Below are 26233 nucleotides of genomic sequence, written 5' to 3'. Positions count from 1 at the left end.
GACCACGGTAAAGGTGCCGCCCTTGGTCAGCGCCCACTGGTCCGGGCTGCTGCCGTCGCTGAGGTTTTTCTCGTAGAAGGTCAGTTCGCCGCCGCAGAGGTCCAGGCCGTGGATCTCTACCGGGTCGTTGAGGTTGCTGACGTCGATTTTCAGCGTCGCCGTGCTGCTGTCGCCGTCGGCATCCTTGAGGGTGTAGGTGAAGTTTTCGACACCCGTGCCGCCGCCCTTCAGGTTGATGAAATCCGGGTCCTGCGCGTTCAGCGTGTAGGTGTAGCTGCCGTCGGCAGCCAGCACCAGGGTGCCGTAAGTGCCGGTGATGGTTTGCGGGGTGATCGGGCCGCTGGCGATGCGGTCGGCGCCCTGTACATCGTTGCTCAGGACGTTGCCGGTCAGGGTCGTTTGCGCTTCGGTAGCGGTAGTCGTATTGCTGTCGTCGTACGCCTTCGGCGCATCGTCGACGATGTTCACATCAATCGAACCGCTAGCACTGCTGCCATCGGTATCGGTAGCCACCACCGTGAAACTTTCACTCAAGGTGGTGCCGTTACCGGTGTTATGCGCTTCATTATCGAGCAGCGTGTAGGTGTAAGTGACCACGCCAGTGTTGGCGTTATAGCCCGTGATCGTCAGGGTGTTGCCTTGCGGCGTGGTGGCCGACTGCGGGAAGCCGACGGCATTGCCGCCACTGACCACGGTGATACCACCGATGCTCAGGGTTTGCAGGCCGTCCGGGGCGTTCACAGTGAAGCTGCCACCCTGGGTCAGCGCCGAGCCGTCCGGGCTGCTGCCGTCGCTGAGGTTTTTCTCATAGACGGTCAACGCACCAGCGTTGATGTTCAGATTGCCGAGCGTGACTTGATCATTGAGGTTACTGACATTGAGCACCAGGTTGGCGGTCGAGGTATCGCCGTCGGCATCATTGAGGGTGTAAGTAAAGTTTTCGACACCACTGCCGCCGCCCTTCAGATTGATGAAGTCCGGGTCGCTGGTATTCAGTGTATAGGTGTAGGAACCATCGGCGGCCAGCACCAGCGTGCCGTAAGTGCCGGTGATGGTTTGCGGGGTGATGGGGCCGCTGGCGATGCGGTCGGCGCCTTGCACATCGTTGCTCAACACATTGCCGGTCAGGGTCAGCTGGCTCTCGGTAGCCGTCAGCGCATTGCTGTCCGCTACTGCATGCGGCATGTCATCGATAACGATGACATCCAGCGAACCGCTGGCCACATCACCATCACTGTCGCTGACCAGGACACTGATACTCTCGCCCTGTGCATTGGCTCCAGCACCGTCCGGATGTGCCCCGGTAGTGCTCAAGGTGTAACTGTAACTGACCACACCGGTTGCAGCATCGTAGCCGGTGATGGTCAACACGTTGCCCAACCCGGTAGTGATGGACTGCCCCACACCGGTCACCGCGCCAGCCGTGACGACGTTGATGCCACCGACATTGAGGTTGAACACACCATCCGGCGCCACGACGGTGAAATTGCCGGTTTTGGTCAAAGCGGCGGGCTCACTGGCCGAGCCCTGGGCCAGGTTGGCCTCGTTGAGGCTCAGCGCCCCTCCCTCCACCTGCAAACCTTCAATAGTCACCGGGTTGTTGACCACCGGTTGCGGTGGCAACAGCGCGTCATCGTTGTTATTGAGATCGCCAACATCCAGCTCCGGCACTTCGATAAAGCCGTTGAAGCCCGCTGTCGGGAAGCCAATGACCGGATCCACCCGGCCACCCACTTCGCTGAGCAGGACAAAGGAGTGACCACCGCCGAGTGCACCCGAAGAACCGCCACTCCCCGGACCGGCCGCCGTTGGATCGGCATCCTGGCTGGGGTCGGCGCCTGCGGCGATGGCTTGCTGGAGTTTCTCCACATCGGTGAGTTGCGCCTGACTTGGCGCCGTTGCCTGCGGCGCATCGTCATGAGCTGCCTGGCTGGCCAGCAACTGCGGGGACAAGGCCAGACTGCTGTCACGGCCCAAGGTCAACTCGGCACCATTTTGCAGATGCACGGCCACCGCTCCGGCGACGCCCGTCTGCAACTGCTCGCCGGCAAACAGCCGGTCACCTTCGGCCAGCGCCCGGCGAGTCCCGTCACTGGCGACGGCGAAGACCTCTCCGACTACTTTGCTGACAATACCGATTAACTTGGCCATGAGCGCTCTCCTCCGCTGCGGAACGGTTTTTCGCAGAAAAGCACTCTGATTCTCGCGTGGTCGGCCTGCTGCGCCTGCCTTTGGCCAACACCTGGAAAGCGCTGAAGGCGAAGGTCGATTTCAATGAAATCAACGCCTTCGCCTGCCAGACACTCCATGAACGTGGAAAAACAAGCTGGCGATTTGGCATATGCCAAAAAATTGTCGCCAACAACTGATCTTCCTCCATCCCCTCCGCTACATCCGTGCCCTTTGCCGCAAAAAATTCTGAACTTTCTCTGGCGCCCGAAAAATGCCCCCTAGCGCGGTATCAACGGGTCGCTCGATATGAACAATGTCGTGGATTCCTTAGATCGCATAAGTTTTTTTTCGCATAACCCTTATGAAAAATTCTTCTTAGCTCGCCTTATAAATGTTCTTAGCTCTGTTGTTACAAGCCTGAAACGGTTTGACCTTAAAAGTTCGTCAAAAATATGACGACAGCAGCACCCAAATTTGAGATCAGGGAGAAGTACCCCATGCGCGTTTTGACCCCCATCACCGGCGCAATTCTATTGGCCATGGCATGTGCCAATGCTCAGGCGATGTCGCTTACGGAAGCTGTGCAAAGCGCCGTGGACCAACATCCGGAAATCAACGCCAGCCGTAACAATCGCTTATCCGCAGACGAAGACGTCAAGGTGGCCAAAGGCGGCTGGTATCCGCGCGTCGACCTGGTTGCCGGCTACGGTCGGCAGAAGTCGGATAACACCAACACTCGCTTCACCAATCCCGACGGCACCTCCAATCACAACAAGGAAACCCTGAACTACACCCAGTCCGACCTGCGCCTGCGGCAGATGCTGTTCGACGGTTTCAACACCTCCAATGAGGTCGGCCGTACCGAAGCGGTGGTCAACTCCCGCGCCTACTACACCCAGGCAACCGCTCAGAGCATCAGCCTGCGCGCCGTCGAGGTGTACCTGGAGGTGCTCAAGCGCCGTGAGCTGGTGACCCTGGCCAAGAACAACCTGCAGGCCCACCTGCGCGTCAACGACCAGATCGGCTTGCGCAGCGAACGCGGCGTGGGCAGCACCGCCGACCTCGACCAGTCCACCGCCCGTCGCGCCCTGGCGGAAAACAACCTGTACACCGCCGAAGTCGACCTGGCCGATGCCGAAGCCAATTTCTACAGCGTCATCGGCCGCGTCCCCGACGAGCTGGAAACCCCGGTCACCATCAAGGGGGAGATGCCTGCCAGCCTGCTCGATGCGCGCCAGGACATGCTCGAACACAACCCCTACCTGAAGTCGGCCCAGGCTGATGTACAAGCCGCCGAGCAGCAGTACGAAGTGGCCAAGTCGCCGTTCTATCCGCGCCTGGATGCGGTACTGGCCACCGGCGCCAACAACAACACCGCAGGTCAGGTCGGTCACGACAACAACGACTGGCAAGCCGGTGTCGAGCTCAGCTACAACCTGTTCCGCGGCGGCAGCGACAAGGCCCGCCTGCAGTCCGATGCGCACAAGATCAACCAGGCCATGGACATCCGCAACAACGCCTTGCGCACCCTCAACGAGGACCTGGCGCTGTCCTGGAACGCCATGACCAACGCCCGCAAGCAAACCCCGACCGCCCGCGAGTACGCGGATACCACCACCCGGGTGCGCGCGGCCTATCAGGATCAGTTCGGCCTCGGCCAACGGACCCTGCTCGACCTGCTCGACAGTGAAAACGAGCTGTACAACGCCAACCGCCGGTATACCGAAGTGCGCTATGTCGAGGAGTTCTCGATGTACCGGGTGCTGGCCAACATGGGTGAGCTGCTGAACAAGCAACGCATCTCGCTGCCGCCTGAGGCCATTGCCCAGAGTGAAGTGAAGAGCGAAGCACGTCTGCCCGACATGCGCTAAGCCGCGATCTGCTGCAGGAGTAGGCCATTGTGACCAGCATGCAACCTGCGAGCTCGGCGGCAGATCCGCGCCTGAGTTTCGATGATCCGTTACTCGATGGTTTGCTGATTCTCTGCAAGCTGCACGGTTGCACGCTCAGCCGCGCTGGCCTGAGTGCCGGCCTGCCCCTGGCCCAGCAGCGCCTGAGTCTCGACTTGCTGCCGCGCGCCGCCGCTCGCGCCGGTTTGCAGGCGCGCGTGTTGCGACGGGAACTGGACGCGATTTCGGCGCTCAACCTGCCGGTGCTGTTACTGCTCAAGCAGGGCCGCTGCGCCGTGCTGCGACGTTGGGGCGAAGACGGCAAGGCGCTGATCCTGCCCAGTGAGGCAGAAGGTGGCGAACAATGGGTCAGCCGCGAGGAACTGGCCGAGGCCTATAGCGGCGAAGCGCTGTTCGCCCGTCCCCGGCATGAGCTCGAAGACCTGCGCGCACCGTTGATGCCGCGGGTCAATGCCTGGTTCCGCGACACCCTGAAACTGTCTCGCTGGCTCTACGGCGATGCGGTCCTGGCCAGTCTGTTGATCAACCTGCTCGGCCTGATGGTGCCGCTGTTCGTCATGCAGACCTACGACCGGGTCGTGCCCAACCAGGCCATCTCGACCCTCTGGGTCCTGGTGGTCGGCCTGTTGATCGGCACCTTGTTCGAATTGATTTTGCGCATAGTGCGCGCTCATTTGCTGGATCAGGCCGGGAAAAAGACCGACCTGATTCTCTCGGCCACCCTGTTCGAGCGCATTACCGGCATGTCGATGAAGGCCCGGCCGGCCACCATCGGTGGTTTTGCGCAAAGCATCCATGACTTCCAGGGCCTGCGCGAATTTCTCACCGCCGTGACCCTGACCAGCGTCATTGACCTGCCCTTCGTGGTGCTGATGCTGCTGGTAATCGGCCTGCTCGGCGGCTGGCTGGTGGTGATTCCGCTGATTGCCTTCCCCGTCACCATCATCTTCGCCCTGTTGATCCAGGTACGTTTGCGCGACACCGTGCAAAAAAGTCTGGCCCTGGGTGCGGTGCGCCAGGCCCTGCTGATCGAAACCCTCGGTGGCCTGGAAACCCTCAAAGCCTGCAGTGCCGAGAGCGAGCGTCAGTACCAATGGGAAAGCACCCACGGCGCCCTGACCCGCCTCGACGCGCATGCCCGTAACCTGTCGGCGCTGGCCACCAACGGCACCTTGTTCATCCAGCAGTTCTGCGGCATGGCGACCATTGTCGCCGGGGTCTACAGCATCATTGCCGGCAATCTCAGTGTCGGTGCCCTGGTCGCCAGCTACATGCTCGGTAGCCGCGTACTGGCCCCGCTGGGGCAGATCGCCGGGCTGATCACCCGTTATCAGCAGGCGCAGCTGACCATGCGCAGTACCGACGCGCTGATGGCGCTGCCACAGGAGCGTCAGGCAGGGCAGCAACCGCTGGAGCGCACCCAGCTGCACGGCGCCCTTGAGGTCAGCCATGTCAGCTTTCGCTATGCCGGGCAGAACGCCGCCGCGCTCAATACCGTGAGCTTCAGCGTCAAGCCCGGCGAGCGCATCGGCATCATCGGCCGCAGCGGTTCGGGCAAAAGCACCCTGGCCCGCCTGTTGATGGGCTTTTATGCGCCGGACGAAGGACAGATCCTGCTCGACAACCTCGATCTACGCCAACTCGACATCGCCGACCTGCGCAACCAGATCGGTTATGTCGCCCATGACCTGCCGCTGCTGGCCGGCAGCCTGCGCGACAACCTCACCCTCGGCGCGCGCTATGTGAGTGATGCACGCATGCTGGAGGTCGCCGAGCTGACCGGCGTCAGTGAACTGGCGCGCCAGCATCCGCAAGGTTTCGATCGCCCGGTCGGTGAACGTGGCCAGTTGCTCTCCGGTGGCCAGCGCCAGTCCGTGCTGCTGGCCCGGGCGATGCTGCTGGAGCCGCCGATCATGATCCTCGACGAACCCACCAGCCACATGGACAACGCCAGCGAAGACCAGCTGCGCCAACGCCTGCATAGCTGGGTCGAGGGCAAGACGCTGTTGCTGGTCACCCACCGCACCTCGATGCTCAGCCTGGTCGACCGCTTGCTGGTGCTCGACAACGGCAAGGTGGTGGCTGATGGGCCGAAGGAAGCGGTTATCGATGCACTGCGCAAAGGCCGGGTCGGCTCGGCCATCTAGGGGATCTCGTCATGTCCATCAGCCAAGGCTTGCGCAGTTACTTCCAGAGCTTCGGCAAAACCGCCGAACGCGACTACATGCCGGATGTAGCCGGCGCAACGTTACAGGATTCGCCGCGCCTGTCGCGCATCACCGTGTGGCTGGCGGCCGCCTTGTTGCTGGTGGCGCTGATCTGGGCCTGGTTCGCGGTGCTGGATGAAGTGACCATGGGCGAAGGCAAGGCGATCCCGTCGAGCAAGGTCCAGGTGATCCAGAACCTGGAAGGCGGCATCGTCACCGAAATCTTTGTTCGCGAAGGACAGATGGTCAACAAAGGCGATACCTTGCTGCGCCTGGACGACACGCGCTTTCTGTCCAACAAGGGCGAGAGCGAAGCGGATCGCTATGCCCTCACCGCCCAGGTCGAACGCCTGTCGGCCGAGGCTGAGGGGCGCCCCTTCGAAGTCTCTGAAGAGGTACGCAGCAAAGCGCCGCAGGTGGCCGAGGACGAGCTGTCGTTATACCAGTCCCGGCAACGGCGCCTGACCAGCGAAAAGCAGACCCTCAGCGAACAACTGCGACAAAAGACCCAGGAGCTGGCCGAGTTCCGTTCCAAGGCCGAGCAGTACCGCTCGGCGCTGGCCCTGCTGCAGCAAGAACTGAACATGTCGACGCCGCTGGTGGGCACCGGGGCGATCTCACCCGTAGAGATCCTGCGCCTCAAGCGCAGCACCGTCGAAGCCCGTGGCTCGCTGAACGCCACCACCCTGGCGATTCCCCGCGCCGAGGCAGCCGTGGCGGAAATAAAGAGCAAGATCGAAGAGTCGGAAGCCGGTTTCCGTTCGGAGGCGGCCAAGGAGCTCAACGAGAAACGCACCGACCTGTCGAAGATCACCGCCTCGAGCATCGCCATCGATGACCGGGTCACGCGCACCACGGTGGTTTCGCCGGTGCATGGCATCATCAAGCTGCTCAAGGTCAACACCATCGGCGGCGTGGTCCAGCCGGGCAGCGACCTGCTGGAGATCGTGCCGCTGGAAGACAATCTGCTGATCGAAGCCAAGGTGCGCCCGCAGGACGTTGCCTTCCTGCACCCCGGGCAGTCGGCAATGGTCAAGTTCAGCGCCTACGACTACACCATCTATGGCGGCTTGAAGGCCAAGCTGGAATTGATCAGCGCCGACACCGTCACCGACGACAAGGGTAATTCGTTCTACCTGATCCAGGTGCGCACCGACAAAAACCACCTGGGTGGCGATAACAAGCCTTTGCTGATCATCCCCGGGATGACCGCCACGGTGGACATCATCACCGGGCACAAGAGTGTGCTGGATTACCTGCTCAAGCCGGTGCTCAAGGCGCGTACTGAAGCTATGCGCGAACGTTGAACTGTGGGAGCTGGCTTTGCCAGCGATGCAGGCGCCGCGCAACATCTGACACCGCAACGATGTCATCGCCGGCAAGGCCGGCTCCCACATGAAAGTCAGCGCTGGTGATTTCGCTCGTACGTCTCGCGCCCCATCGCCTCGATCTGCCCCTCGATCAAGGCATCGAAAGGCTTGAGCAGTGCATCGAAAGACAGCGGCGCCTCCAGCACATTCAACGCCTGCACCACCGCCTCCAGGGTCGATAGCGCCCCCTCCGCCGGCGCTTTGCGCAAGCGGTAGCGCGAAGGCTGTACCTGAGCCAGCGTCACCCGCGGCAAGGCTGCCAACAACGGATTCATGTGCAGCAACTTGCTCGCCTTGCGCCAAGTACCATCGGGCACCACCAGCAGCCAGGGGCGTTGATCCTGATCGTCGGTATAGGCCACCAGAGGCTGAGCCTGATCGCCGGGAAACAGCAACGCGCTGCGATACCCCGGCACCTCGATCAGCGCAGCCAGATCCTCGAACGCCTCAGCTACCCGCAATTCGCTATTTCGCAGACCCAGTGCCGCCAGTTTCGCGGTATTGAGGGCATGACGCACTTCACTCGGATGCTGCAACACCAGCACGCGGGTGCGGCTATCGAGGGACGGGATCAACGGGCAAAGGCAATGGGCTTGTGGGCGCAGGCAGCGCTCGCACTGGATTCTGGACATCGGGTTCTCCTGGACGGGCAAAGTGTGCCACAGCAGTCCCGGAAAAAGCCCACTTCCCTGTGGGTGAGACGAAAGACCTCAGCGATTGAAACGTTCGGCCAGGCTGTACAGGTACTCAGCCATGCGTTCCAGATCCTGACTGATCGCGGCACCCTGCTTGGCCTGTCCGGCACTGTGATCACAGAGCTGGGCGATGCGGGTGATCTGCTGATTGATAGCTTCAGCGACATGACTCTGTTGTTCAGACGCGGTGGCCATCTGCTGACTCATACCGGTAATACGGCTGACCGCCTGGGTTATTCCCACCAGCGCCGACTGCACCGCTTGGACACGTTGCACGCTGTCTCTGGCAATCTGCTCGCCCTTGCTCGCCGTGGACACCGCACGTTGTGCGCCGTCACGCAGCGAGGCGATGATCTGGTGGATTTCCTCGGTGGAGCTGCGGGTGCGCTGGGCCAAAGACCGCACTTCGTCCGCCACCACAGCGAATCCGCGCCCCTGTTCACCAGCCCGCGCCGCTTCAATCGCAGCGTTCAGAGCAAGCAGATTGGTCTGTTCGGCAATCGAGGTGATCACATCCACCACACTGCCAATCGACTGAGTCTGCTCGGCCAGGGCGTTGACCGCCTGACCGATGTCATTGACCGCTTCGTTCATACTGCCCATCGCCCGCAGGCTTTGCTGCGCCAGGTCACTGTCGACCAAGCGCGTCAGCGCGGTCTGCAGCCGCGCTTCCTCGCTGAGCATGGCCAGGTCAAGCTGCCCGCCCCTGACGCAACCTTGCATACAGTGCCGAGGCACGGCGGTTCTGCTCGCGGCTCGGCACTGAACGCACGGATTCATAACCGCTGATCCGACCGTTTTCGTAGATCGCCGTGACATAGGCGCTGACCCAGTAGAAGTCGCCGTTTTTAGCGCGGTTCTTGACCACACCCATCCACGGTTTTCCCTGTTTGATGGTTTCCCACATATGGCCGAATACCGCAGGCGGCATATCCGGATGGCGTACCAGGTTGTGCGTCTGATCGATCAGTTCTTCGTAGGTGAAACCACTGATGGCAACAAAGGCGTCGTTGCAATAGGTAATACGGCTGTTGAGATCGGTGGTGGAAATCAGGCGTTGTTCGCGGGGAAAGGTTCTTTCGTGCTCACTGACGGGTAAATTCATACGCATCTGTGCGATACCTGCCGAAGGGTGATGGGGAAATGACATCAACGCAGTACAGGTTTAGCAGAGCAATTACGGGAAAGTAGCCCGCTTACCGAGGATATTTCCGGTTCTATTTGAATTTTTCAGAGGTCATTTCGGTCAGGCCGGTGTGAGCTGCGCCTTGAGCAAATCGCGAAAGGTCTGAATCAAGGGTTCGCGGCTGCGTCCGCGACGGATGATCATGGAAAACGGCGCCTGGTAGCCGAAGGTCGCCGGTGACAACACACGCAAATCCCCCTTGTCGGCCCACGCCTGGGCATAGTGTTCCGGCAGGTATCCGATATAGGCGCCGGACAACACCAGAATCAGTTGCGCTTCCATACTTTCCACCGTCGCTGCGCTGTGTTTGAAACCGTGACGAGCCAGTTCCGCCTGGCTCCAGTAGCCGCGCCCGACCATGCGTTGCTGGGTGATGACCTGTTCTGGAATGCGCCGCTCGTGAAACAGCGGGTGGCGGTTACTGCAGTACAGCCAGTGCTGCTCGCGGTACAGCGGTTGATAGACCAGGCCACTCATGCGCGTCGAAAACGCGCCGATGGCCAGGTCCAGGCGGTTGTCCTGCACCCCCAGCTGCAACTCGTAGGGGCTGGATACCGACAGGTGCAAATGCACCGCCGGGTGCTCCTGGCTGTAGGCACCGATCGCTTCGGCCAGCGGCAAAGCGCGGTCGCCGACGGTCGAGTCGATCACCCCCAGGTTCAGGGTTCCGCGCAACTCGCCCTTGAGTGCTGCGGCGTATTGCTCGAAGCCGTCCATTTCGGCCAGCAGGCGCAGGGTTTCCTGATGGAACAGTTCGCCCTTGCTGGTCAGGCTGAAGCCCCCGCGCCCGCGGTGACACAGGACAATGCCCAGCGCCGCTTCCAGCTGGCTCATGTAGGTGCTGATGGCCGAGGTCGAAAGGTTGAGTTCGCGCTGGGCGTTGGCGAAGCCCTGATGACGTACGACGCTGACAAAAATGCGCAGGAGTTTCAGGTCAGGCAGTGCAGAAGCCATGGCTTACAGGGTCCGAAAAGGCGTGTTTGGCAAAAGTCTAACCAGATTCCCGCCGATAGTTTAGAAAAACCTGAACTAAGTATTTGCCTGTAGCGATTCTTTTTGCCCACTACCTTTTGCAGACTCTGCCGCAATGCACCTGCTTGCCAGCATTCAAGGGTTACCAGCCAACCCGCAAGACAGGTTCCAACAACTAAAACAATCGAATCGATGAGGCCCGACCGTGGACAAGATTCTGCACCAACCACTGGGCGGCAACGAAATGCCGCGTTTCGGCGGCATCGCCACCATGCTCCGTCTCCCTCACCTGCAAAGCGCCGAAGGCCTTGATGCCGCGTTCATCGGCATCCCGCTGGACATCGGTACTTCGCTGCGCTCCGGCACCCGTTTCGGCCCACGGCAGATCCGCGCCGAGTCGGTGATGATCCGCCCTTACAACATGGCCACTGGCGCTGCCCCCTTCGATTCGATGTCGGTCGCCGATATCGGTGACGTGGCGATCAACACCTTCAACCTGCTTGAAGCTGTGCGCATCATCGAAGAAGCCTACGACGAAATCCTCGAACACAACGTCATCCCCATGACCATGGGTGGCGACCACACCATCACCCTGCCGATCCTGCGGGCGATCCACAAGAAGCACGGCAAGGTAGGCCTGGTGCACATCGATGCCCACGCTGACGTCAACGATCACATGTTCGGCGAGAAAATCGCCCACGGCACCACCTTCCGCCGCGCCGTGGAAGAAGGCCTGCTCGATTGCGACCGCGTGGTGCAGATCGGTCTGCGCGCCCAGGGTTATACCGCCGAAGACTTCAACTGGAGCCGCAAACAGGGCTTCCGTGTGGTCCAGGCCGAAGAGTGCTGGCACAAGTCGCTGGAACCGCTGATGGCCGAAGTGCGCGAGAAAGTCGGTGGCGGCCCGGTGTACCTGAGCTTTGACATCGACGGCATCGACCCGGCCTGGGCCCCCGGCACCGGCACCCCGGAAATCGGCGGCCTGACCACCATCCAGGCGATGGAAATCATCCGTGGTTGCCAGGGTCTGGACCTGATTGGCTGCGACCTGGTAGAAGTCTCGCCACCTTACGACACCACCGGCAACACCTCCTTGCTCGGTGCCAACCTGCTCTACGAAATGCTCTGTGTCCTGCCGGGCGTTGCTCGCCGCTGACCGACAGGCACCACAGGAGCTACAACGAGGCAGGAGCCATGATCGCCGGCGCACAAGCGGCCGGTGAAGTAGACGAATGACCGGCGCCGGGCTTGCCTGGCGCCAGGATCGATCTCACCATAATAAAGATAATCGGAGACACCCATGGCCTTAGACTTATTCGTTGTCTTGATCTATGCGGCCGGCATGCTCGGGCTTGGCTGGTACGGCATGCGCAAAGCAAAAACCCATGAAGATTACCTGGTCGCCGGGCGTAACCTCGGCCCTAGCCTGTATATGGGCACCATGGCGGCCACTGTGCTCGGCGGCGCCTCGACAGTTGGCACCGTGAAACTCGGATATGTCCACGGCATCTCGGGCTTCTGGCTGTGCGCGGCACTGGGCCTGGGCATCATCGCGCTGAACCTGTTCCTGGCCAAACCGCTGCTGCGCCTGAAAATCTTCACCGTGACCCAGGTGCTGGAGCAGCGCTACAACCCCATGGCCCGTCAGGCCAGCGCGGTGATCATGCTCGCCTATGCGCTGATGATCGCTGTGACCTCGACCCTGGCCATCGGCACCGTTCTGCAAGTGCTGTTCGATATGCAGTTCTGGGCTGCAATTCTGCTCGGCGGCGGCGTCGTGGTGGTGTACTCCACCATCGGCGGCATGTGGTCGCTGACCCTGACCGACATCGTTCAGTTCGTGATCAAGACCGTTGGCCTGATGTTTGTCCTGCTGCCGATCTGCCTGTACCGCGTGGGCGGCTGGGACGAACTGGTCGCCAAGCTGCCAAGCGCCAGCTTCAGCCTGACCACCATCGGCTGGGACACCATCATCACCTACTTCCTGATCTACTTCTTCGGCATCCTCATCGGTCAGGATATCTGGCAACGGGTGTTCACCGCCCGTGACGAGAAGGTCGCCAAACGCGCAGGTACCGTCGCCGGTGTCTACTGCGTGATCTATGGCCTGGTGTGTGCGGTGATCGGTATGGCTGCCCATGTGCTGCTGCCGGATCTGGCCAACGCCAACAATGCCTTTGCCGCAATCGTCAAATCCGCCCTGCCGGATGGCATCCGCGGCCTGGTGATTGCAGCGGCGCTGGCAGCGATGATGTCCACGGCCAGTGCTGGCCTGCTGGCAGCCTCGACCGTGCTGACTGAAGACCTGCTGCCAAAACTGCGCGGCGGCAAGCAGTCGAGCCTGGCGATCAACCGCCTGTTCACCCTGCTCACCGGTATTGTCGTGCTGGGTATCGCCCTGGTGGTCGAAGACGTCATCAGTGCCCTGACCCTGGCCTACAACCTGTTGGTCGGCGGCATGCTGGTACCACTGATCGGTGCAATCTTCTGGAAACGCGCAACCACTGCCGGTGCAATCACCAGCATGACCCTGGGCTTTGTCACTGCCCTGGCGTTCATGGTCAAGGATGGGATGGATGCCAACACGCCGATCTACTACAGCCTGGCGATCGCGCTGGTCAGCTTTGTGGTGGTGAGTTTGATGTCCCGCCGTCCGGTGGGTGCGGTAAACCTGGCCTGATCCAGGCCAACGGTGGCCGTCGCATCACCCTGATGCGGCGGCCCGGGCCAGGCGCCTAGCGACGTGGCTGGCGCTTGCGCTGTTCCTCATCGGTAGGGATCGGCACCGGCTGCAATGGCGGTGGAATCAAGCCCAGAGCCGCAGCCAGGTCATGAAGCCAGTTGAACAGATTATTTCTCATAACTCCCCCTCTCGGGTCAGCCTGCACGGCGTTTCAATCCTGCGATGCTTCATACAGATCATAGCCCTATGTCTTCCATTGCGCATGCTCCTGGACTACAACTTGGGTCCCAGTTGATCTTAATCAAGCCCTGACCGCCACCTCAGTCGCCTGTGCAACTGTTTCCCCTTGTTGCAAATCGATCCAGGCACTCAAATTCGCCCCACGCATGCCTTTGCGCCACATCAACCAGGTCGTGGCCAGATCGAAGGGCGCTTGCAAGCGGTGCACCGCCACCCGTTCACGTCCGGGCAAACTGTCGAGCATCGACTGCGCCATCAACGCCACCCCCGCTCCGGCAATCACACAGGCGAGCATGCTCGGATAGGACTCGATTTCCATGACCCGACCCATGGCCGCATGGTCATGGGCATACCAGGCCTCCAGGCGCATGCGGTAGGAACACCCCTGGCGGAAGGTGAACACCGCCCGCCCGGCGACGTCCCGGGCGCTGTGCACCGGCGGATGATCGGGCTCGGTGATCAGCACCAGGGTTTCATCGCACAGCGGCACGCCGTCCAGCCCGGCCAGGGCCAGTGGCCCATCCACCAGGGCAGCGTCCAGACGGCCGCTGAGCAGACCTTCGAGCAGCTCACCACTGGGCGCCGCCTGCACCTGCAGGTTCACTGCCGGATAGGTCTTGTGATAGCGCGCCAGCAGTGCCGGCAGGTGGATGGCAGCGGTGCTGTACATGGTGCCCAAGGCGAAATCCCCAGCCGGTTGTCCGCCCTGCACGGCCGCGAAGGCTTCATCGCGCAGCGCCAGCATGCGCCCGGCGTAATCGAGCAGCACCTTGCCTGCCGGCGATAGCTGCAATCGCTGTCGCTCGCGGCGGAACAACTCGACGCCCAGTTGCTCTTCCAGCTGACGCAGGCGTGTCGACAGATTCGACGGTACCCGGTGCAGACGCTCGGCGGCCCGGGTAATCGAGCCTTCCTCGGCGACTGCCTGAAAAATACGCAGTTGACTGAGCTCCACGAGATATTCTCCAGAACAGAACAAGTTCCTCATGATTATTCAATTTTATTGAAAGTCAATCCTCCTTAGCCTGACGGTCATCGATCCCGCTTCAGGAGCTTGACCATGTCCCCGCCTGTTCGCCTGCTTGCCTGCGCCGTGGCCCTGATGATGGCCATGGGTATTGGCCGCTTTGCCCTCACCCCGCAGCTGCCGCACCTGATCGCTGAAGGCCAGATTAGCCTGACCGCCGCCGGTCTGATCGCCGCCGCCAACTACCTGGGCTACCTGCTCGGCGCGCTGGACGCCATGTTCGCCCGTCGTCCAGGCCAGGTCAGCGCACGCCTGCATGCGGGCTTGTGGCTCTGCGCAGGGCTGACCCTGGCCTCGTTCTGGGCTAAGGGTTTCTGCAGCCACCTGCTGCTGCGCTTCGGCACCGGCGTGGCCAGCGCCTGGGTGCTGGTCATGCTCACCAGCCTCAGCCAGCAACTGGCGGCAGCAAGCAACCGGCCTCGACTCGGGGCCCTGGTGTTCGCCGGTCCTGGCGTGGGCATCATGCTCACCGGCCTGCTCGCCCTGTGCTCCAATCTGTACGGCCTGGGCTCGGCCCCACTGTGGCTGATCTATGCCGCCAGCGCGCTGGTGATGCTGCTGGCCGTGCTGCCCCTGCTGCCCCGGCCGCAAGCCTCAGCGCCTGCCGGCAGCCCTGTCGCGGCGCCGGCAGCGACCCGGGGCATCGCACGTTTGGGCCTGATCTACGCGCTGTATGGCATCGGCTACATCATCCCGGCCACGTTCATGTCACAGATGGCCAGCGCCCGCTTCCACGGACACTGGCTGGCGGATCTGTTCTGGCCGGGGTTCGGTCTGGCGGCGGCAGTGGGGGTGGTGCTGACCAGCTACCGCCGCCCACACTGGGGCAGCACCTCGCGCTGGTTGATGGCGACGCTCTGGCTGCAGGCTGCCGGGGTGTTCGCCTGCCTGCTCGGCAATGGCCCGGGCCTGGCCCTCGGGGTGTTGTTGTGCGGCACGCCGTTCCTGGCCTGCATGCAGCTGATGATGCAGCGCCTGCGCGAACTGTCACCCCACGCCTATCAACGCAACACCGCCTTGCTGACTGCCTGTTTCGCCCTTGGCCAGCTCAGCGGGCCGCTGCTGGCCGCGCTGAGCAATCGGTTCGCCGCCAGCCTGCAACCGGCGCTGGTTATCGCCGGCTGCGGCCTGCTGCTGGGTGGTGCACTGCTCTGGCGGCCGCAGCCTAGCCGAGCAAGCTGCGCAAACGTCGGCGCACCCACTGCTCAGCACTGACCAGGGTCACGCCGAGCAACACCATGATGGCCCCGAGCACGAAGTTCAGGCTCAGTGGTTCGTCCAGCAGCAGCACACCGAAGGTCACCCCGAACAGCGGGGTGATGAAAGAAAACACGGCCAGGTTTGACGCCAGATAGCGGCGCAGCAGCCAGAACCAGGTCAGGTAGCTGAAGAACGACACGATCAGCCCCTGGAACAACAGGCTGCCAATCGCCAGCGGGGTAAAGTGCACCTGGGTGATCTGGCCGCTGAGGGCGGCGATCAGCAACAGGCCGACGAATCCGACCGCCAGTTGATAGAACAAGGTCAGGGTCGCAGGCGCCTCTGACAGCCGGGAAGCGCGTACCACCACCGTGGTCGCGCCCCAGGCCAGGCCCGCCAGCACGCCGAAGGCATCGCCCAACAGCATGCGCCCGTCCAGGTCTGACCACGAGACGCCGCCGGCAAAGGCATAGGCAATGCCGCCAAAGGCCAGGACGATACCCAGCCATTGCAAGGGCCGCAGGCGTTCGCTCGGCAACAGCCAGTGCAAGCCCAGGGCGGTAAATACCGGCGCGGTGTAGAGGAACACCGACATATGCGCCGCCGAGGTCAGCTTCAGGCCTTCGGCGATGAACAAAAACTCCACCCCGAACAGCGCGCCGGCCAGCAGACCGCCGCGCCAGGTATGCGCCACCTGGTCCCAACCGCCGCGAAAACAGATCAGCAGGCCGACCAATACCGCCGCCATGCCCGAACGCAGGGCCTGTTGCATCACCGGCGCAATGTCTGGCGCGGCCAGCTTGATCATCACCTGCTGGATGCCCCAGATCAGGCACAGCACCAGCATTACTTGCAGGGCAAAGGCATCGGTATTGCGACGGGTAGCGCTCATTGCGGGCCCCCGCTATCGGCTAACGGCATGACAGCGTCTCGGTGGCAGTGGATCCAGCGCCGATTATCAGTGGCTGCAGGGGTTGAATGCCACCCTTGTGTTGCGGTTCGACTGAACTTTGCGCGCTGCTTGTGGCTCAACCGCAACACCAAGCCACGGGAGCTCTGCCCATGAAAAGCCTGTTGAACATCGCTGCCGCCGCCAGCTTGCTACTGGCCTTGCCGAGCTGGGCGTGCACGCTTGAAGAAGCCACGGAAAAACGCGAGGAGCTGGCCAAGGAGGTAACGCGACTGACGGAGCAGAATCCGCAGAAGGCCAAGGAGATCAATGACGAGTTGAAAGGCATGAAGCTTGAGAGTGCCAGCAAGGACCTGCCGGACAAGTGTCAGCTGATCGACAAGCGGCTGCAGGAGTTGAAGTCGGCGGAGAAGAAGGTTTGAATCAGGCGGTGAAGCTATCGCCGGCAAGGCCGGCTCCCACAGGGAGCTGGCCTTCAAAGCGGATGATTACTCGGCAGCAGGTGCCGGCTTGCGACGCTTGAGCGGCGCCAGACCGTCGGCGCTGGCCAGCGGTGCATTAGGCTTCGGCTTGGCAGTCGGCTTACGCTTGGCCACGACCTTCTTGTCACCCTTCTTGTCAGTCTTTTTCTTCTTCACGCCAGCAGCCTTGCCCGAGGCCTTGACCTTCTTCGGTCCGCTGTAGGTGCCTTTGACTTCCTTGATGACACGGCGCTCGAAGCTCTGCTTCAGGTAACGCTCGATGCTCGACATCAGGTTCCAGTCGCCATGGCAGATCAACGAAACCGCCAGGCCTTCGTTACCGGCACGACCGGTACGGCCGATACGGTGCACGTATTCGTCACCGCTGCGCGGCATGTCGAAGTTGATCACCAGGTCCAGGCCGTCAACATCCAGGCCACGGGCCGCGACATCGGTCGCCACCAGCACCTTGGCACCGCCCTGCTTCAGGCGCTCGATGGCCAGCTTGCGGTCTTTCTGGTCCTTGTCGCCATGCAGAACGAAGGCTTTGACGTCCTTGGCCACCAAGTGACCATAGATGCGGTCAGCCATGACCCGGGTGTTGGTGAAGATGATCGCCTTCTGATAGGTCTCGTTGGCCAGCAGCCACTGGACGATCTGTTCTTTATGCTGGTTGTGGTCGGCAGTGATGATCTGCTGACGGGTACCGTCGTTGAGCTGGCTGACGGTGTTGAGCATCAGGTGCTCAGGGTCTTTGAGCACTTTGCCGATCATGTCGCGCAGGCCGGCACCGCCGGTGGTGGCGGAGAACAGCAGGGTCTGCTCGCGGTTCGGGCACTCGCCACACAGGCGCTCGACGTCTTCGGAGAAGCCCATGTCGAGCATACGGTCGGCTTCGTCGAGAACGACGACCTGCACATGCTCAAGCTTGAGGTTGCCGGCGTTCAGCTGCTCGAGCATGCGGCCCGGGGTACCGACGAGGATATCCGGGACCTTGCGCAACATCGCGGCCTGTTCCTTGAAGTCTTCACCGCCGGTGATCATGCCGGCCTTGATGAAAGTGAACTGGGCGAAACGCTCGATTTCCTTGAGGGTCTGCTGGGCCAGCTCGCGGGTTGGCAGCAGCACCAGGGCACGGATCTCGACGCGCTTCTGCTTGAGGTCGACCAGGCGGTTGAGCACCGGCAGGACGAAGGCTGCGGTCTTGCCGCTACCGGTTTTCGCCGTCACCCGCAGGTCACGCCCCTGCAAAGCCAGGGGAATGGCGGCCGCCTGCACCGGAGTCGGCTCTTCGAAGTTCAGTGCAGCAACGGCTTTGAGCAGGCGTTCGTGCAGGGCGAATTGGGAAAACACGGGTGTACCTCGGGCATGTGCAGAAATTCAGCCGTATAGGGTAACGTTTTCCGAGGCCCACGCCGAATTTCTTTTGGCATTGATGCACCTTTCCGGGCTCTAATAACCGCTCATTTTCACTTCGGACACGTCAACTACCGCATGGCTATTGAACAGTTCTGGCAAAACGCCCTCGATCTCTGGGGCACTCTCGATCAACATCCTGTACTGCACGCAGGCCTCGGGCTGAGCATTCTGCTGGCCATCGCCCTGGTGCTGGGCCGGGTGGCACGCTTCCTGACCCTTCACGCCGTCAAGCTGCTCGGCCGACAGCCGGCACTGCACTGGGTCAACGATCTGCTGCAAAACAAGGTTTTCCACCGTCTGGCGCAAATGACGCCATCACTGGTGGTGCAGTTCGGCCTGAAACTGGTGCCGGAGCTCAATGCCCCCAGCCAGCATTTCCTCGGCAACGTCGCGCTGGCTTTCACCATTCTGTTCCTGATGCTGGCCATCAGCGCCCTGCTCGATGCCCTGCTGGACATCTACGCGCGTACCGAGCACGCCCGCACCCGCTCGATCAAGGGCTATGTGCAACTGGCGAAGATGGTGCTGTACATATTTGGCGCGATCATCATCGTCGCCACGCTGATCGACCGTTCACCGCTGTTGCTGCTGTCGGGCCTGGGTGCGATGTCGGCGGTGATCCTGTTGGTGTACAAGGACACCCTGCTGTCGTTCGTCGCCAGTGTGCAACTGACCAGCAACGACATGCTGCGGGTCGGCGACTGGATCGAAATGCCCCAGGTCGGTGCCGATGGCGATGTGGTGGATATCACCCTGCACACGGTCAAGGTGCAGAACTTCGACAAGACCATCGTCTCCATCCCGACCTGGCGGTTGATGTCCGAATCGTTCAAGAACTGGCGCGGCATGCAGCAGTCGGGCGGGCGGCGGATCAAGCGCAGCCTGTTCATCGATGCCGGCGGCGTGCGTTTTCTGCGCAACGATGAGGAACAGCGCCTGGGTGAAGTGCGCCTGCTGACCGACTACATCGCCCGCAAGCGCAGCGAGCTCAAGGCCTGGAACGAAGCCCAGGGCAATGTCGCCGAGCTTTCCGCCAACCGCCGGCGGATGACCAACATCGGCACCTTCCGCGCCTATGCCCTGGCCTACCTGAAGAGCCACCCGGAAATCCAGCCGAACATGACCTGCATGGTCCGCCAGATGCAGACCACCGCCCAGGGCGTGCCGCTGGAGATCTACTGCTTCACCCGCACCACCGCATGGGCTGACTATGAGCGCATCCAGGGCGACATCTTCGACTACCTGCTGGCGGTGATGCCCGAGTTCGGCCTGAGCCTGTATCAGCAGCCCAGCGGCAATGACCTGCGCGCCGGCCTGCTACCGGCGGGCCTGCCCCATCAGCAACGGACGCTGACTGCCGAGACGTCCGAGCCATAGCGAAGCCAGAATCACCGCCCCGCCGATGAACAGCCTGCCCAGGGGCTCGTGCTGATTCCAGATCAGCAAGTTGAGCAGCAGCCCCACCGGTACGTGCAGGTTGTTCATCACTGCCAGGGTCGCGCCGGAAACCAGGCACGCGCCCTTGTTCCACCAGTACAAGCCCAACGCCGTCGGGCACAGCCCCAGGAACAGCAGCACCAGCCACTGCACATCGGTGCTCGGCAGGTGCTGGCTGTTACCGAACGCCAGGAACGCCGGCAACACCACCAGCAAGGCGCCCAGGTAGAAATAGCCGAAGCGCCGGTAATGCGGCAGGTCGCTGGGGTTGCGCGCGATCAGGTGACGGTACAGCACCTGGCCGGCGGCATAGGTGAAGTTGGCCAGTTGCAGCAGCAGGAAGCCGATGAAGAAGTCCGGGCTGATGCGGTCGAAGCGGATCACCGCCGCACCCGCCACCGCCACCAGAGCCGCCACCAGCGCCCAGGGATTGAAGCGCCGGTTCAGGGCATCCTCGATCAGGGTCACGTGCAGGGGCGTGAGGATGGTGAACAGCAGCACTTCCGGCACGGTCAGCACCCTGAAACTCAGGTACAGGCAGACGTAAGTGATGCCGTATTGCAGGGCGCCGATCAGCAGCATCGAGCGCATGAAACGCGGCTCGACCTGACGCCAGCGGGTCAGCGGCAGGAACACCAACCCGGCCAGCACTACCCGCGCCAGCACGGCGAAGTAGCTGTCGACATGACCTGCCAGGTACTCGCCGATCAGGCTGAAGGAAAACGCCTGGATCAGTGCGACGATCAATAAATAGCCCATGCTTGCCCCTTGCTGTGGAGGCGGCGACCTTAGCTTTTCGCGGTCATTCGGGCAACTATCGCTGGCAAGGCCAGCTCCCACAAAACACTGTGGGAGCTGGCCTTGCCAGCGATAGGCGGCAACAAAAAAGCCCGGTCATGCACAAGGCAATGACCGGGCAGGTACACCCAAGGGAGCAACAGGTGTCAGGCGGGAAAATTCAGTGCAATCACGCTACCGCGGCCAGCTGGGCCTTGGCCTGGTTCAAGCCCTTCTCATGGAAGTCACCGCCCATGTTCAGGCCTTCGGCGTGAATGAAGGTCACATCATGGATACCGATGAAGGCCATTACCTGACGCAGGTACGGTTCCTGATGGTCGCTCGAGGCGCCGGCATGGATGCCACCGCGGGCGGTGAGGATGTAGGCCTTCTTGCCAGTGAGCAGGCCCTGCGGGCCGGTTTCGGTGTACTTGAAGGTGACGCCGGCACGCAGTACGTGGTCCAGCCAGGCCTTCAAGGTGCTCGGGATGGTGAAGTTGTACATCGGCGCGGCCAGCACCAGTACATCGGCAGCCAGTACTTCATCCGTCAGTTCGTTGGAGCGGGCCAGCGCCTGCAGCTCGTCGCTATTGCGCTGCGCTTCGGGCTTCATCCAGCCACCGAGCAGGTTGGCGTCCAGGTGCGGCACCGGGTTGACGGCCAGGTCGCGCAGGGTGACCTGGTCGCCAGGATGGGCCGCTTGCCACTGGCTGACGAAGTCACTGGTCAGCTCCCGGGAGATCGAACCCTGCTGGCGGGCGCTGCTTTCGATAACGAGTACACGGGACATGGGTTGCCTCCATCGGCGAATGTGGTAAGTCGATGGAGGTAAGACTAAACAGTGACCTATCGATTAAAAAGCGTAAAATCCGGGTGCAATCTATCAGTTTATTTGTTTTATTGTGCCGGTGCGCTAGCCTCAGTCATTGCGGCTTGCAGTCCAGGCTGATGCGCAGCTTGATGATCTCGCGATTGAATTTGGCCGTGACATCCTTGCTCTGCCTGGCCGGCACCTGTACCCGGCGCACCCTGGGGGCTTCCGGGCCGTTGCGGAACAGCACCTTGCACTGGGCCGCCACCTCGCCATAGTTGTTCAGGGTGATCGAACCGATGTCACGGTCGGTGTCGTAGGTGGTGTAGTCGAGCTTGACGCCATCGAGGGTCTTTTCCACATCGATGGGATAAGCCAGGGCTGTTAGCGGAAGCAGGGCCAGCAGTACAGCACAAGATTTTTTCATACGGCGCTCTCCATGAAAGAGCGCCAGCTTAGGACAACAGGAGCCGAAGATGAAAGCGCCGCGCGTTACCCTGGATCAGTGGCGGACCCTGCAAGCAGTGGTCGATCACGGTGGTTTTGCCCAGGCGGCCGAAGCGCTGCACCGTTCGCAATCCTCGGTGAGCTACACCGTGGCGCGCATGCAGGACCAGTTGGGCGTGCCGCTATTGCGCATCGACGGACGCAAGGCGGTGCTCACCGAAGCTGGCAACGTGCTGCTGCGCCGCTCCCGGCAACTGGTCAAGCAGGCCAGCCAGCTGGAAGACCTGGCGCACCACATGGAGCAGGGCTGGGAGGCCGAAGTGCGCCTGGTGGTCGATGCCGCCTACCCCAACGCCCGACTGGTCCGCGCCTTGAGCGCCTTCATGCCGCAAAGCCGCGGTTGCCGCGTGCGCCTGCGTGAAGAAGTGCTGTCCGGGGTCGAAGAGGTGCTGCATGAGGGCATTGCCGACCTGGCCATCAGCGGCTTCAACATCCCCGGCTACCTGGGTACCGAGCTCAGTTCGGTGGAGTTCGTCGCCGTGGCCCATCCCGATCACAGCCTGCATCGACTGGGTCGCGAGCTGAATTTCCAGGACCTGGAAAGCCAGCTGCAAGTGGTGATCCGCGACTCGGGCCGCGCGCAACCGCGCGATGTCGGCTGGCTCGGCGCCGAACAGCGCTGGACCGTCGGCAGCCTGGCCACCGCCGCAACCTTCGTCAGCAGCGGCCTGGGCTTTGCGTGGCTACCGCGCCACCTGATCGAACGGGAATTGCGCGAAGGTGTGCTCAAGCCCTTGCCGCTGGATCAGGGTGGCAGTCGCCATCCACTGTTCTACCTTTACTCCAACAAGGACAAACCCCTGGGCCCGGCCACGCAGATCCTCATCGATTTGCTGCGCAACTTCGATACCGCGCCGCTGGACGTGCCCTTCGCCGCTCCCGCCCAAGCCTGACAGGAATCATGCCCATGGCCTATTTCGAACATGAAGGTTGTTCACTGCACTACGAGGAATATGGCCAGGGCGATCCGCTGGTGCTGTTGCACGGCCTGGGCTCCAGTTGCAAGGATTGGGAGATGCAGGTGCCGGCACTGGCCCGTCACTACCGGGTGATTCTGATGGACATCCGTGGCCATGGCCGCTCCGACAAACCCCACGAGCGCTACAGCATCCAGAGCTTCAGCGCCGATCTGCTGGCCCTGCTCGAACAGCTGCAGACCGGACCGGTGCACCTGGTCGGCCTGTCGATGGGCGGCATGGTCGGTTTTCAGTTCGCGGTCGATCACCCTGAGTGGCTGCGCAGCCTGTGCATCGTCAACAGTGCCCCTGAGGTCAAGCGCCGCACCCGCCAGGACTGGATCTGGTGGGCCAAGCGCTGGGCCATGGCCCGAGCCCTGAGCCTGGAAACCATCGGCAAGGGCCTGGCTGCGCGGCTGTTCCCTGAGCCGCAACAGGCCGACCTGCGCTGCAAGATGACCGAACGCTGGGCGAAAAACGACAAGCGCGCCTACCTGGCCAGCTTCGATGCCATTGTCGGCTGGGGCGTCAGCGAACGCCTGGGGCAGATCAGCTGTCCTACGCTGGTCGTCAGTGCCGATCAGGATTACACCCCGGTCACCCTGAAAGAGCGCTATGTAGAGCTGATTCCCCGCGCGCGACTGGCGGTCATCGAAAATTCCCGGCACGCTACCCCCCTGGATCAACCACAGATTTTCAATCAGACGCTGCTGCAGTTTCTGGCAGCGTCCACCACCTCTCAAGGAACATTGAGCCCATGCTGAAAAAACTTCTGCTCGCCACCTGCTCGGTTGTCTTCGCCACCAGCCTGATGGCTGCCGACAAGGCACCGCACGTATTGCTCGACACCAGCTTCGGCCAGATCGAAGTGGAACTGGACCCGGTCAAGGCTCCGGTCAGCAGCAAGAACTTCCTCGAATACGTGGACAGCGGCTTCTATAACAACACCATTTTCCACCGGGTAATCCCGGGCTTCATGGCCCAGGGCGGAGGCTTTACCGAGCAGATGGTGCAAAAGCCCACCAAGGATCCGATCAAGAACGAAGCCAGCAACGGCCTGCACAACACCCGTGGCACGCTGTCGATGGCGCGCACCTCCAACCCCAACTCGGCCACCAGCCAGTTCTTCATCAACGTGGCGGATAACGCCTTCCTCGACCCGGGTCGTGACGCCGGTTACGCGGTGTTCGCCAAAGTGGTCAAGGGCATGGATGTAGTCGACCAGATCGTCAATTCGCCAACCACGGTCAAGAAAGGCATGCGCGATGTGCCGGTTGATCCGGTATTCATCAAGTCGGCCAAACGCATCGACTGACCCCCGGCTTCACAGGGACGTGAGCCAAGGCCTGAGGGTCTGACTGAACAGGAGTTACCCTTTTCATGCTGTTTCGCCGTTTCGAAAAGCTGATCGATATCTTTCGTGAAGCACCCAGCGCCTCGCCGCCGAGTACGGTATGGCCGTTCTACCTGTACTACCTGCGCCAGGTCTGGCCCAGCTTTGCCGCGCTGCTGGTGGTCGGCCTGATCGGCGCGCTGATCGAAGTGGCATTGTTCAGTTACCTGAGCCGGATCATCGATCTGGCCCAGGGCACCCCCAACATCAACTTTTTCAGCGAACATGCCGCTGAGCTGATCTGGATGCTGGTGGTCGCGCTGCTGCTGCGCCCGGTGTTCGTCGGCCTGCATGACCTGCTGGTGCACCAGACCATCAGCCCGGGCATGACCAGCATGATCCGCTGGCAAAACCACACCTATGTGCTCAAGCAGAGCCTGAACTTCTTCCAGAGCGATTTTGCCGGGCGTATTGCCCAGCGCATCATGCAGACCGGCAACTCGCTGCGCGACTCGGCGGTGCAGGCGGTGGATGCCCTGTGGCATGTGCTGATCTATGCGATCAGCTCGCTGCTGCTGTTTGCCGAGGCAGACTGGCGCCTGATGCTGCCGCTGATCACCTGGATCCTCTGTTACATCGGCGCGCTCTACTACTTCGTGCCGCGGGTCAAAGCCCGTGCGGTGATTTCTTCCGATGCGCGCTCCAAACTCATGGGCCGCATCGTCGATGGCTACACCAACATCGCCACCCTGAAACTCTTCGCCCACACCGACTTCGAGCAGCAGTACGCGCGCGAAGCGATCAGCGAACAGACCGAAAAAACCCAACTGGCCGCTCGCGTGGTCACCAGCATGGACGTGGTCATCACCAGCCTCAACGGCCTGCTGATCGTCACCACCACGGGCCTGGCCCTTTGGCTGTGGACCCAGTCACTGATCAGCGTCGGCGCCATTGCCCTGGCGACCGGCCTGGTGATTCGTATCGTCAACATGTCCGGCTGGATCATGTGGGTGGTCAACGGCATCTTCGAGAACATCGGCATGGTTCAGGATGGCCTGCAGACCATCGCCCAGCCGGTCACCGTCAACGATTCGCCGAAGGCTCCGGCCCTGAAAGTCGATCGTGGCGCGGTGAAGTTCGAGGATGTCTGCTTTCACTACGGCAAAGGCAGCCGGATCATCGATGGCCTCAACCTGGACATTCGCCCTGGCGAGAAAATCGGCCTGATCGGCCCTTCCGGCGCCGGTAAATCAACCCTGGTCAACTTGCTGCTGCGTTTGTATGACCTGGAAAGCGGGCGCATCCTCATCGATGGCCAGGACATTGCCCAGGTGACCCAGGCCAGCCTGCGCGCGCAGATCGGCATGATCACCCAGGACACCTCGTTGCTGCACCGCTCGATCCGCGAAAACCTGCTGTACGGACGCCCCGACGCCAGTGACGAAACGGTCTGGGAAGCGGTCCGCCAGGCCCGCGCCGATGAGTTCATCCCGCTGCTGTCCGATGCCCAGGGGCGCACCGGCTTCGATGCCCATGTCGGCGAGCGTGGGGTCAAGCTCTCCGGTGGCCAGCGCCAGCGCATCGCCATTGCCCGGGTACTGCTCAAGAACGCGCCGATCCTGATCATGGACGAGGCCACTTCAGCGCTGGACTCGGAAGTCGAAGCGGCGATCCAGGAAAGCCTCGAGACCCTGATGCAGGGAAAAACGGTGATTGCCATCGCCCACCGGCTGTCGACCATTGCCCGTATGGACCGCCTGGTAGTGCTGGAGAAAGGCCGGATTGCCGAGATGGGGAGCCATGCCGAGCTGCTGGCCCAGCAGGGATTGTATGCGCGCTTGTGGCATCACCAGACCGGTGGGTTTGTCGGCATCGACTGACATTCATCGCCGGCAAGGCCGGCTCCCACACAGGTGCAGCAAGCAGAGAACCCTGTGGGAGCTGGCCTTGCCAGCGATGA

25 protein-coding genes are annotated in these 26233 nt (G+C 61.9%); 13 read left to right on the top strand and 12 right to left on the bottom strand.

The genetic code is table 11. The features are described 5' to 3' along the window. A partial coding sequence (locus NPS47_RS21945; RefSeq protein WP_274296864.1) for a retention module-containing protein occupies nt 1-2151 on the bottom strand: 2151 nt, incomplete at its 3' end. Nucleotides 2152-2207: 56 nt separating this feature from the next. Between NPS47_RS21945 and NPS47_RS21940 the strand changes: the two genes are divergently transcribed. The 4 genes from NPS47_RS21940 (at nt 2208) to NPS47_RS21925 (ending at nt 7596) form a co-directional block, all read left to right on the top strand. Then, complete coding sequence (locus NPS47_RS21940; protein ID WP_274296863.1) at nt 2208-2369, top strand: hypothetical protein; 162 nt, start codon at nt 2208-2210, stop codon at nt 2367-2369. 300 nt (nt 2370-2669) lie between these two features. After that, complete coding sequence (locus tag NPS47_RS21935) at nt 2670-4043, top strand: TolC family outer membrane protein (RefSeq protein WP_274296862.1); 1374 nt, start codon at nt 2670-2672, stop codon at nt 4041-4043. Nucleotides 4044-4081: 38 nt separating this feature from the next. Then, entirely contained in the window at nt 4082-6229 is a 2148-nt protein-coding gene (locus NPS47_RS21930; protein ID WP_425313542.1) for a type I secretion system permease/ATPase, read from the top strand. 11 nt (nt 6230-6240) lie between these two features. Continuing rightward, nucleotides 6241-7596 (top strand): HlyD family type I secretion periplasmic adaptor subunit, encoded by a 1356-nt coding sequence (locus NPS47_RS21925; RefSeq protein ID WP_274296860.1) that lies wholly within the window; start codon nt 6241-6243, stop codon nt 7594-7596. A 95-nt stretch (nt 7597-7691) separates the two neighbouring features. On the opposite strand, the gene NPS47_RS21920 is transcribed toward NPS47_RS21925, so the two are convergent. The 4 genes from NPS47_RS21920 to NPS47_RS21910 all read right to left on the bottom strand — a co-directional run bounded on the left by NPS47_RS21920 (nt 7692) and on the right by NPS47_RS21910 (nt 10494). After that, nucleotides 7692-8291 (bottom strand): tRNA-uridine aminocarboxypropyltransferase, encoded by a 600-nt coding sequence (locus NPS47_RS21920; protein WP_274296859.1) that lies wholly within the window; start codon nt 8289-8291, stop codon nt 7692-7694. A gap of 78 nt (nt 8292-8369) precedes the next feature. Next, nucleotides 8370-8948, bottom strand: a complete 579-nt coding sequence (locus tag NPS47_RS25850) for a methyl-accepting chemotaxis protein (RefSeq protein ID WP_425313543.1) — start codon at nt 8946-8948, stop codon at nt 8370-8372. Between the two features lie 97 nt (nt 8949-9045). Continuing rightward, nucleotides 9046-9465 (bottom strand): PAS domain-containing protein, encoded by a 420-nt coding sequence (locus tag NPS47_RS25845; RefSeq protein WP_425313541.1) that lies wholly within the window; start codon nt 9463-9465, stop codon nt 9046-9048. Between the two features lie 135 nt (nt 9466-9600). Further along, nucleotides 9601-10494, bottom strand: coding sequence for a LysR family transcriptional regulator (locus tag NPS47_RS21910; RefSeq protein ID WP_038613562.1), 894 nt, complete (start codon nt 10492-10494; stop codon nt 9601-9603). A 223-nt stretch (nt 10495-10717) separates the two neighbouring features. On the opposite strand from NPS47_RS21910, the gene speB reads away from it, so the two are divergent. Further along, entirely contained in the window at nt 10718-11668 is a 951-nt protein-coding gene (gene speB / locus NPS47_RS21905; RefSeq protein ID WP_028943195.1) for an agmatinase, read from the top strand. 144 nt (nt 11669-11812) lie between these two features. After that, entirely contained in the window at nt 11813-13192 is a 1380-nt protein-coding gene (locus NPS47_RS21900; RefSeq protein ID WP_274296858.1) for a sodium:solute symporter, read from the top strand. Nucleotides 13193-13247: 55 nt separating this feature from the next. On the opposite strand, the gene NPS47_RS21895 is transcribed toward NPS47_RS21900, so the two are convergent. Then, nucleotides 13248-13373 carry a PA1414 family protein gene (locus NPS47_RS21895; protein WP_256205393.1) on the bottom strand — a complete coding sequence of 42 codons (126 nt, stop codon included), beginning with the start codon at nt 13371-13373 and terminating at the stop codon, nt 13248-13250. Between the two features lie 123 nt (nt 13374-13496). Continuing rightward, complete coding sequence (ptrR, locus tag NPS47_RS21890; RefSeq protein ID WP_274296857.1) at nt 13497-14390, bottom strand: putrescine utilization regulator PtrR; 894 nt, start codon at nt 14388-14390, stop codon at nt 13497-13499. 105 nt (nt 14391-14495) lie between these two features. Here ptrR and NPS47_RS21885 point away from each other — a divergent pair, with 105 nt between their 5' ends. Continuing rightward, a complete protein-coding gene (locus tag NPS47_RS21885) occupies nt 14496-15677 on the top strand; it encodes an MFS transporter (RefSeq protein ID WP_274296856.1) in 1182 nt (393 codons plus the stop codon). Here the strand turns inward: NPS47_RS21885 and NPS47_RS21880 are convergent. After that, entirely contained in the window at nt 15628-16554 is a 927-nt protein-coding gene (locus tag NPS47_RS21880; RefSeq protein WP_274296855.1) for a DMT family transporter, read from the bottom strand. The two genes, NPS47_RS21885 and NPS47_RS21880, sit on opposite strands and share 50 nt — an antisense overlap. Nucleotides 16555-16724: 170 nt before the next feature. Between NPS47_RS21880 and NPS47_RS21875 the strand changes: the two genes are divergently transcribed. Then, nucleotides 16725-16994: a hypothetical protein gene (locus NPS47_RS21875; RefSeq protein ID WP_274296854.1), complete on the top strand. Its 270-nt coding sequence runs from the start codon at nt 16725-16727 to the stop codon at nt 16992-16994. Between the two features lie 66 nt (nt 16995-17060). On the opposite strand, the gene NPS47_RS21870 is transcribed toward NPS47_RS21875, so the two are convergent. After that, nucleotides 17061-18386 (bottom strand): DEAD/DEAH box helicase, encoded by a 1326-nt coding sequence (locus tag NPS47_RS21870; RefSeq protein ID WP_038613572.1) that lies wholly within the window; start codon nt 18384-18386, stop codon nt 17061-17063. Between the two features lie 141 nt (nt 18387-18527). Here NPS47_RS21870 and NPS47_RS21865 point away from each other — a divergent pair, with 141 nt between their 5' ends. Beyond that, nucleotides 18528-19829, top strand: a complete 1302-nt coding sequence (locus tag NPS47_RS21865) for a mechanosensitive ion channel family protein (protein WP_274296853.1) — start codon at nt 18528-18530, stop codon at nt 19827-19829. On the opposite strand, the gene NPS47_RS21860 is transcribed toward NPS47_RS21865, so the two are convergent. The 3 genes from NPS47_RS21860 to NPS47_RS21850 form a co-directional block, all read right to left on the bottom strand. After that, entirely contained in the window at nt 19770-20648 is an 879-nt protein-coding gene (locus NPS47_RS21860; protein ID WP_274296852.1) for a carboxylate/amino acid/amine transporter, read from the bottom strand. The genes NPS47_RS21865 and NPS47_RS21860 overlap by 60 nt on opposite strands. Before the next feature lie 208 nt (nt 20649-20856). Then, nucleotides 20857-21456 carry an FMN-dependent NADH-azoreductase gene (locus NPS47_RS21855; RefSeq protein WP_274296851.1) on the bottom strand — a complete coding sequence of 200 codons (600 nt, stop codon included), beginning with the start codon at nt 21454-21456 and terminating at the stop codon, nt 20857-20859. Between the two features lie 133 nt (nt 21457-21589). Continuing rightward, a complete protein-coding gene (locus tag NPS47_RS21850) occupies nt 21590-21904 on the bottom strand; it encodes a 3-phosphoglycerate kinase (RefSeq protein ID WP_274296850.1) in 315 nt (104 codons plus the stop codon). A gap of 49 nt (nt 21905-21953) precedes the next feature. Between NPS47_RS21850 and NPS47_RS21845 the strand changes: the two genes are divergently transcribed. The 4 genes from NPS47_RS21845 (at nt 21954) to NPS47_RS21830 (ending at nt 26153) form a co-directional block, all read left to right on the top strand. Next, nucleotides 21954-22877: a LysR family transcriptional regulator gene (locus NPS47_RS21845; protein ID WP_274296849.1), complete on the top strand. Its 924-nt coding sequence runs from the start codon at nt 21954-21956 to the stop codon at nt 22875-22877. A 14-nt stretch (nt 22878-22891) separates the two neighbouring features. Next, on the top strand, nt 22892-23704 hold the full coding sequence (locus NPS47_RS21840) for an alpha/beta fold hydrolase (RefSeq protein ID WP_274296848.1): 813 nt from the start codon (nt 22892-22894) through the stop codon (nt 23702-23704). After that, on the top strand, nt 23698-24255 hold the full coding sequence (locus NPS47_RS21835; RefSeq protein ID WP_274296847.1) for a peptidylprolyl isomerase: 558 nt from the start codon (nt 23698-23700) through the stop codon (nt 24253-24255). Before NPS47_RS21840 ends, NPS47_RS21835 begins: the two co-directional genes overlap by 7 nt. Nucleotides 24256-24320: 65 nt before the next feature. After that, a complete protein-coding gene (locus tag NPS47_RS21830; RefSeq protein ID WP_274296846.1) occupies nt 24321-26153 on the top strand; it encodes an ABC transporter ATP-binding protein in 1833 nt (610 codons plus the stop codon). Nucleotides 26154-26233: the final 80 nt, after the last annotated feature.

Source organism: Pseudomonas putida (genome assembly GCF_028682475.1).
GTDB lineage: Bacteria > Pseudomonadota > Gammaproteobacteria > Pseudomonadales > Pseudomonadaceae > Aquipseudomonas > Aquipseudomonas putida_AG.
Note: the sequence above shows the minus strand (reverse complement) of the source record. Positions and strands in the feature narration are given on the sequence as shown.

What these genes read in the sequence shown, in the direction of transcription:
- NPS47_RS21935 (WP_274296862.1), top strand. Translation starts at nt 2,670, where the DNA reads ATGCGCGTTTTGACCCCCATCACCGGCGCAATTCTATTGGCCATGGCA.
- NPS47_RS21930 (WP_425313542.1), top strand. Translation starts at nt 4,082, where the DNA reads ATGCAACCTGCGAGCTCGGCGGCAGATCCGCGCCTGAGTTTCGATGAT.
- NPS47_RS21925 (WP_274296860.1), top strand. Translation starts at nt 6,241, where the DNA reads ATGTCCATCAGCCAAGGCTTGCGCAGTTACTTCCAGAGCTTCGGCAAA.
- NPS47_RS21920 (WP_274296859.1), bottom strand. Translation starts at nt 8,291, where the DNA reads ATGTCCAGAATCCAGTGCGAGCGCTGCCTGCGCCCACAAGCCCATTGC.
- NPS47_RS25850 (WP_425313543.1), bottom strand. Translation starts at nt 8,948, where the DNA reads ATGAACGAAGCGGTCAATGACATCGGTCAGGCGGTCAACGCCCTGGCC.
- NPS47_RS25845 (WP_425313541.1), bottom strand. Translation starts at nt 9,465, where the DNA reads ATGCGTATGAATTTACCCGTCAGTGAGCACGAAAGAACCTTTCCCCGC.
- NPS47_RS21910 (WP_038613562.1), bottom strand. Translation starts at nt 10,494, where the DNA reads ATGGCTTCTGCACTGCCTGACCTGAAACTCCTGCGCATTTTTGTCAGC.
- NPS47_RS21900 (WP_274296858.1), top strand. Translation starts at nt 11,813, where the DNA reads ATGGCCTTAGACTTATTCGTTGTCTTGATCTATGCGGCCGGCATGCTC.
- NPS47_RS21895 (WP_256205393.1), bottom strand. Translation starts at nt 13,373, where the DNA reads ATGAGAAATAATCTGTTCAACTGGCTTCATGACCTGGCTGCGGCTCTG.
- NPS47_RS21885 (WP_274296856.1), top strand. Translation starts at nt 14,496, where the DNA reads ATGTCCCCGCCTGTTCGCCTGCTTGCCTGCGCCGTGGCCCTGATGATG.
- NPS47_RS21880 (WP_274296855.1), bottom strand. Translation starts at nt 16,554, where the DNA reads ATGAGCGCTACCCGTCGCAATACCGATGCCTTTGCCCTGCAAGTAATG.
- NPS47_RS21875 (WP_274296854.1), top strand. Translation starts at nt 16,725, where the DNA reads ATGAAAAGCCTGTTGAACATCGCTGCCGCCGCCAGCTTGCTACTGGCC.
- NPS47_RS21865 (WP_274296853.1), top strand. Translation starts at nt 18,528, where the DNA reads ATGGCTATTGAACAGTTCTGGCAAAACGCCCTCGATCTCTGGGGCACT.
- NPS47_RS21860 (WP_274296852.1), bottom strand. Translation starts at nt 20,648, where the DNA reads ATGGGCTATTTATTGATCGTCGCACTGATCCAGGCGTTTTCCTTCAGC.
- NPS47_RS21855 (WP_274296851.1), bottom strand. Translation starts at nt 21,456, where the DNA reads ATGTCCCGTGTACTCGTTATCGAAAGCAGCGCCCGCCAGCAGGGTTCG.
- NPS47_RS21850 (WP_274296850.1), bottom strand. Translation starts at nt 21,904, where the DNA reads ATGAAAAAATCTTGTGCTGTACTGCTGGCCCTGCTTCCGCTAACAGCC.
- NPS47_RS21845 (WP_274296849.1), top strand. Translation starts at nt 21,954, where the DNA reads ATGAAAGCGCCGCGCGTTACCCTGGATCAGTGGCGGACCCTGCAAGCA.
- NPS47_RS21840 (WP_274296848.1), top strand. Translation starts at nt 22,892, where the DNA reads ATGGCCTATTTCGAACATGAAGGTTGTTCACTGCACTACGAGGAATAT.
- NPS47_RS21835 (WP_274296847.1), top strand. Translation starts at nt 23,698, where the DNA reads ATGCTGAAAAAACTTCTGCTCGCCACCTGCTCGGTTGTCTTCGCCACC.
- NPS47_RS21830 (WP_274296846.1), top strand. Translation starts at nt 24,321, where the DNA reads ATGCTGTTTCGCCGTTTCGAAAAGCTGATCGATATCTTTCGTGAAGCA.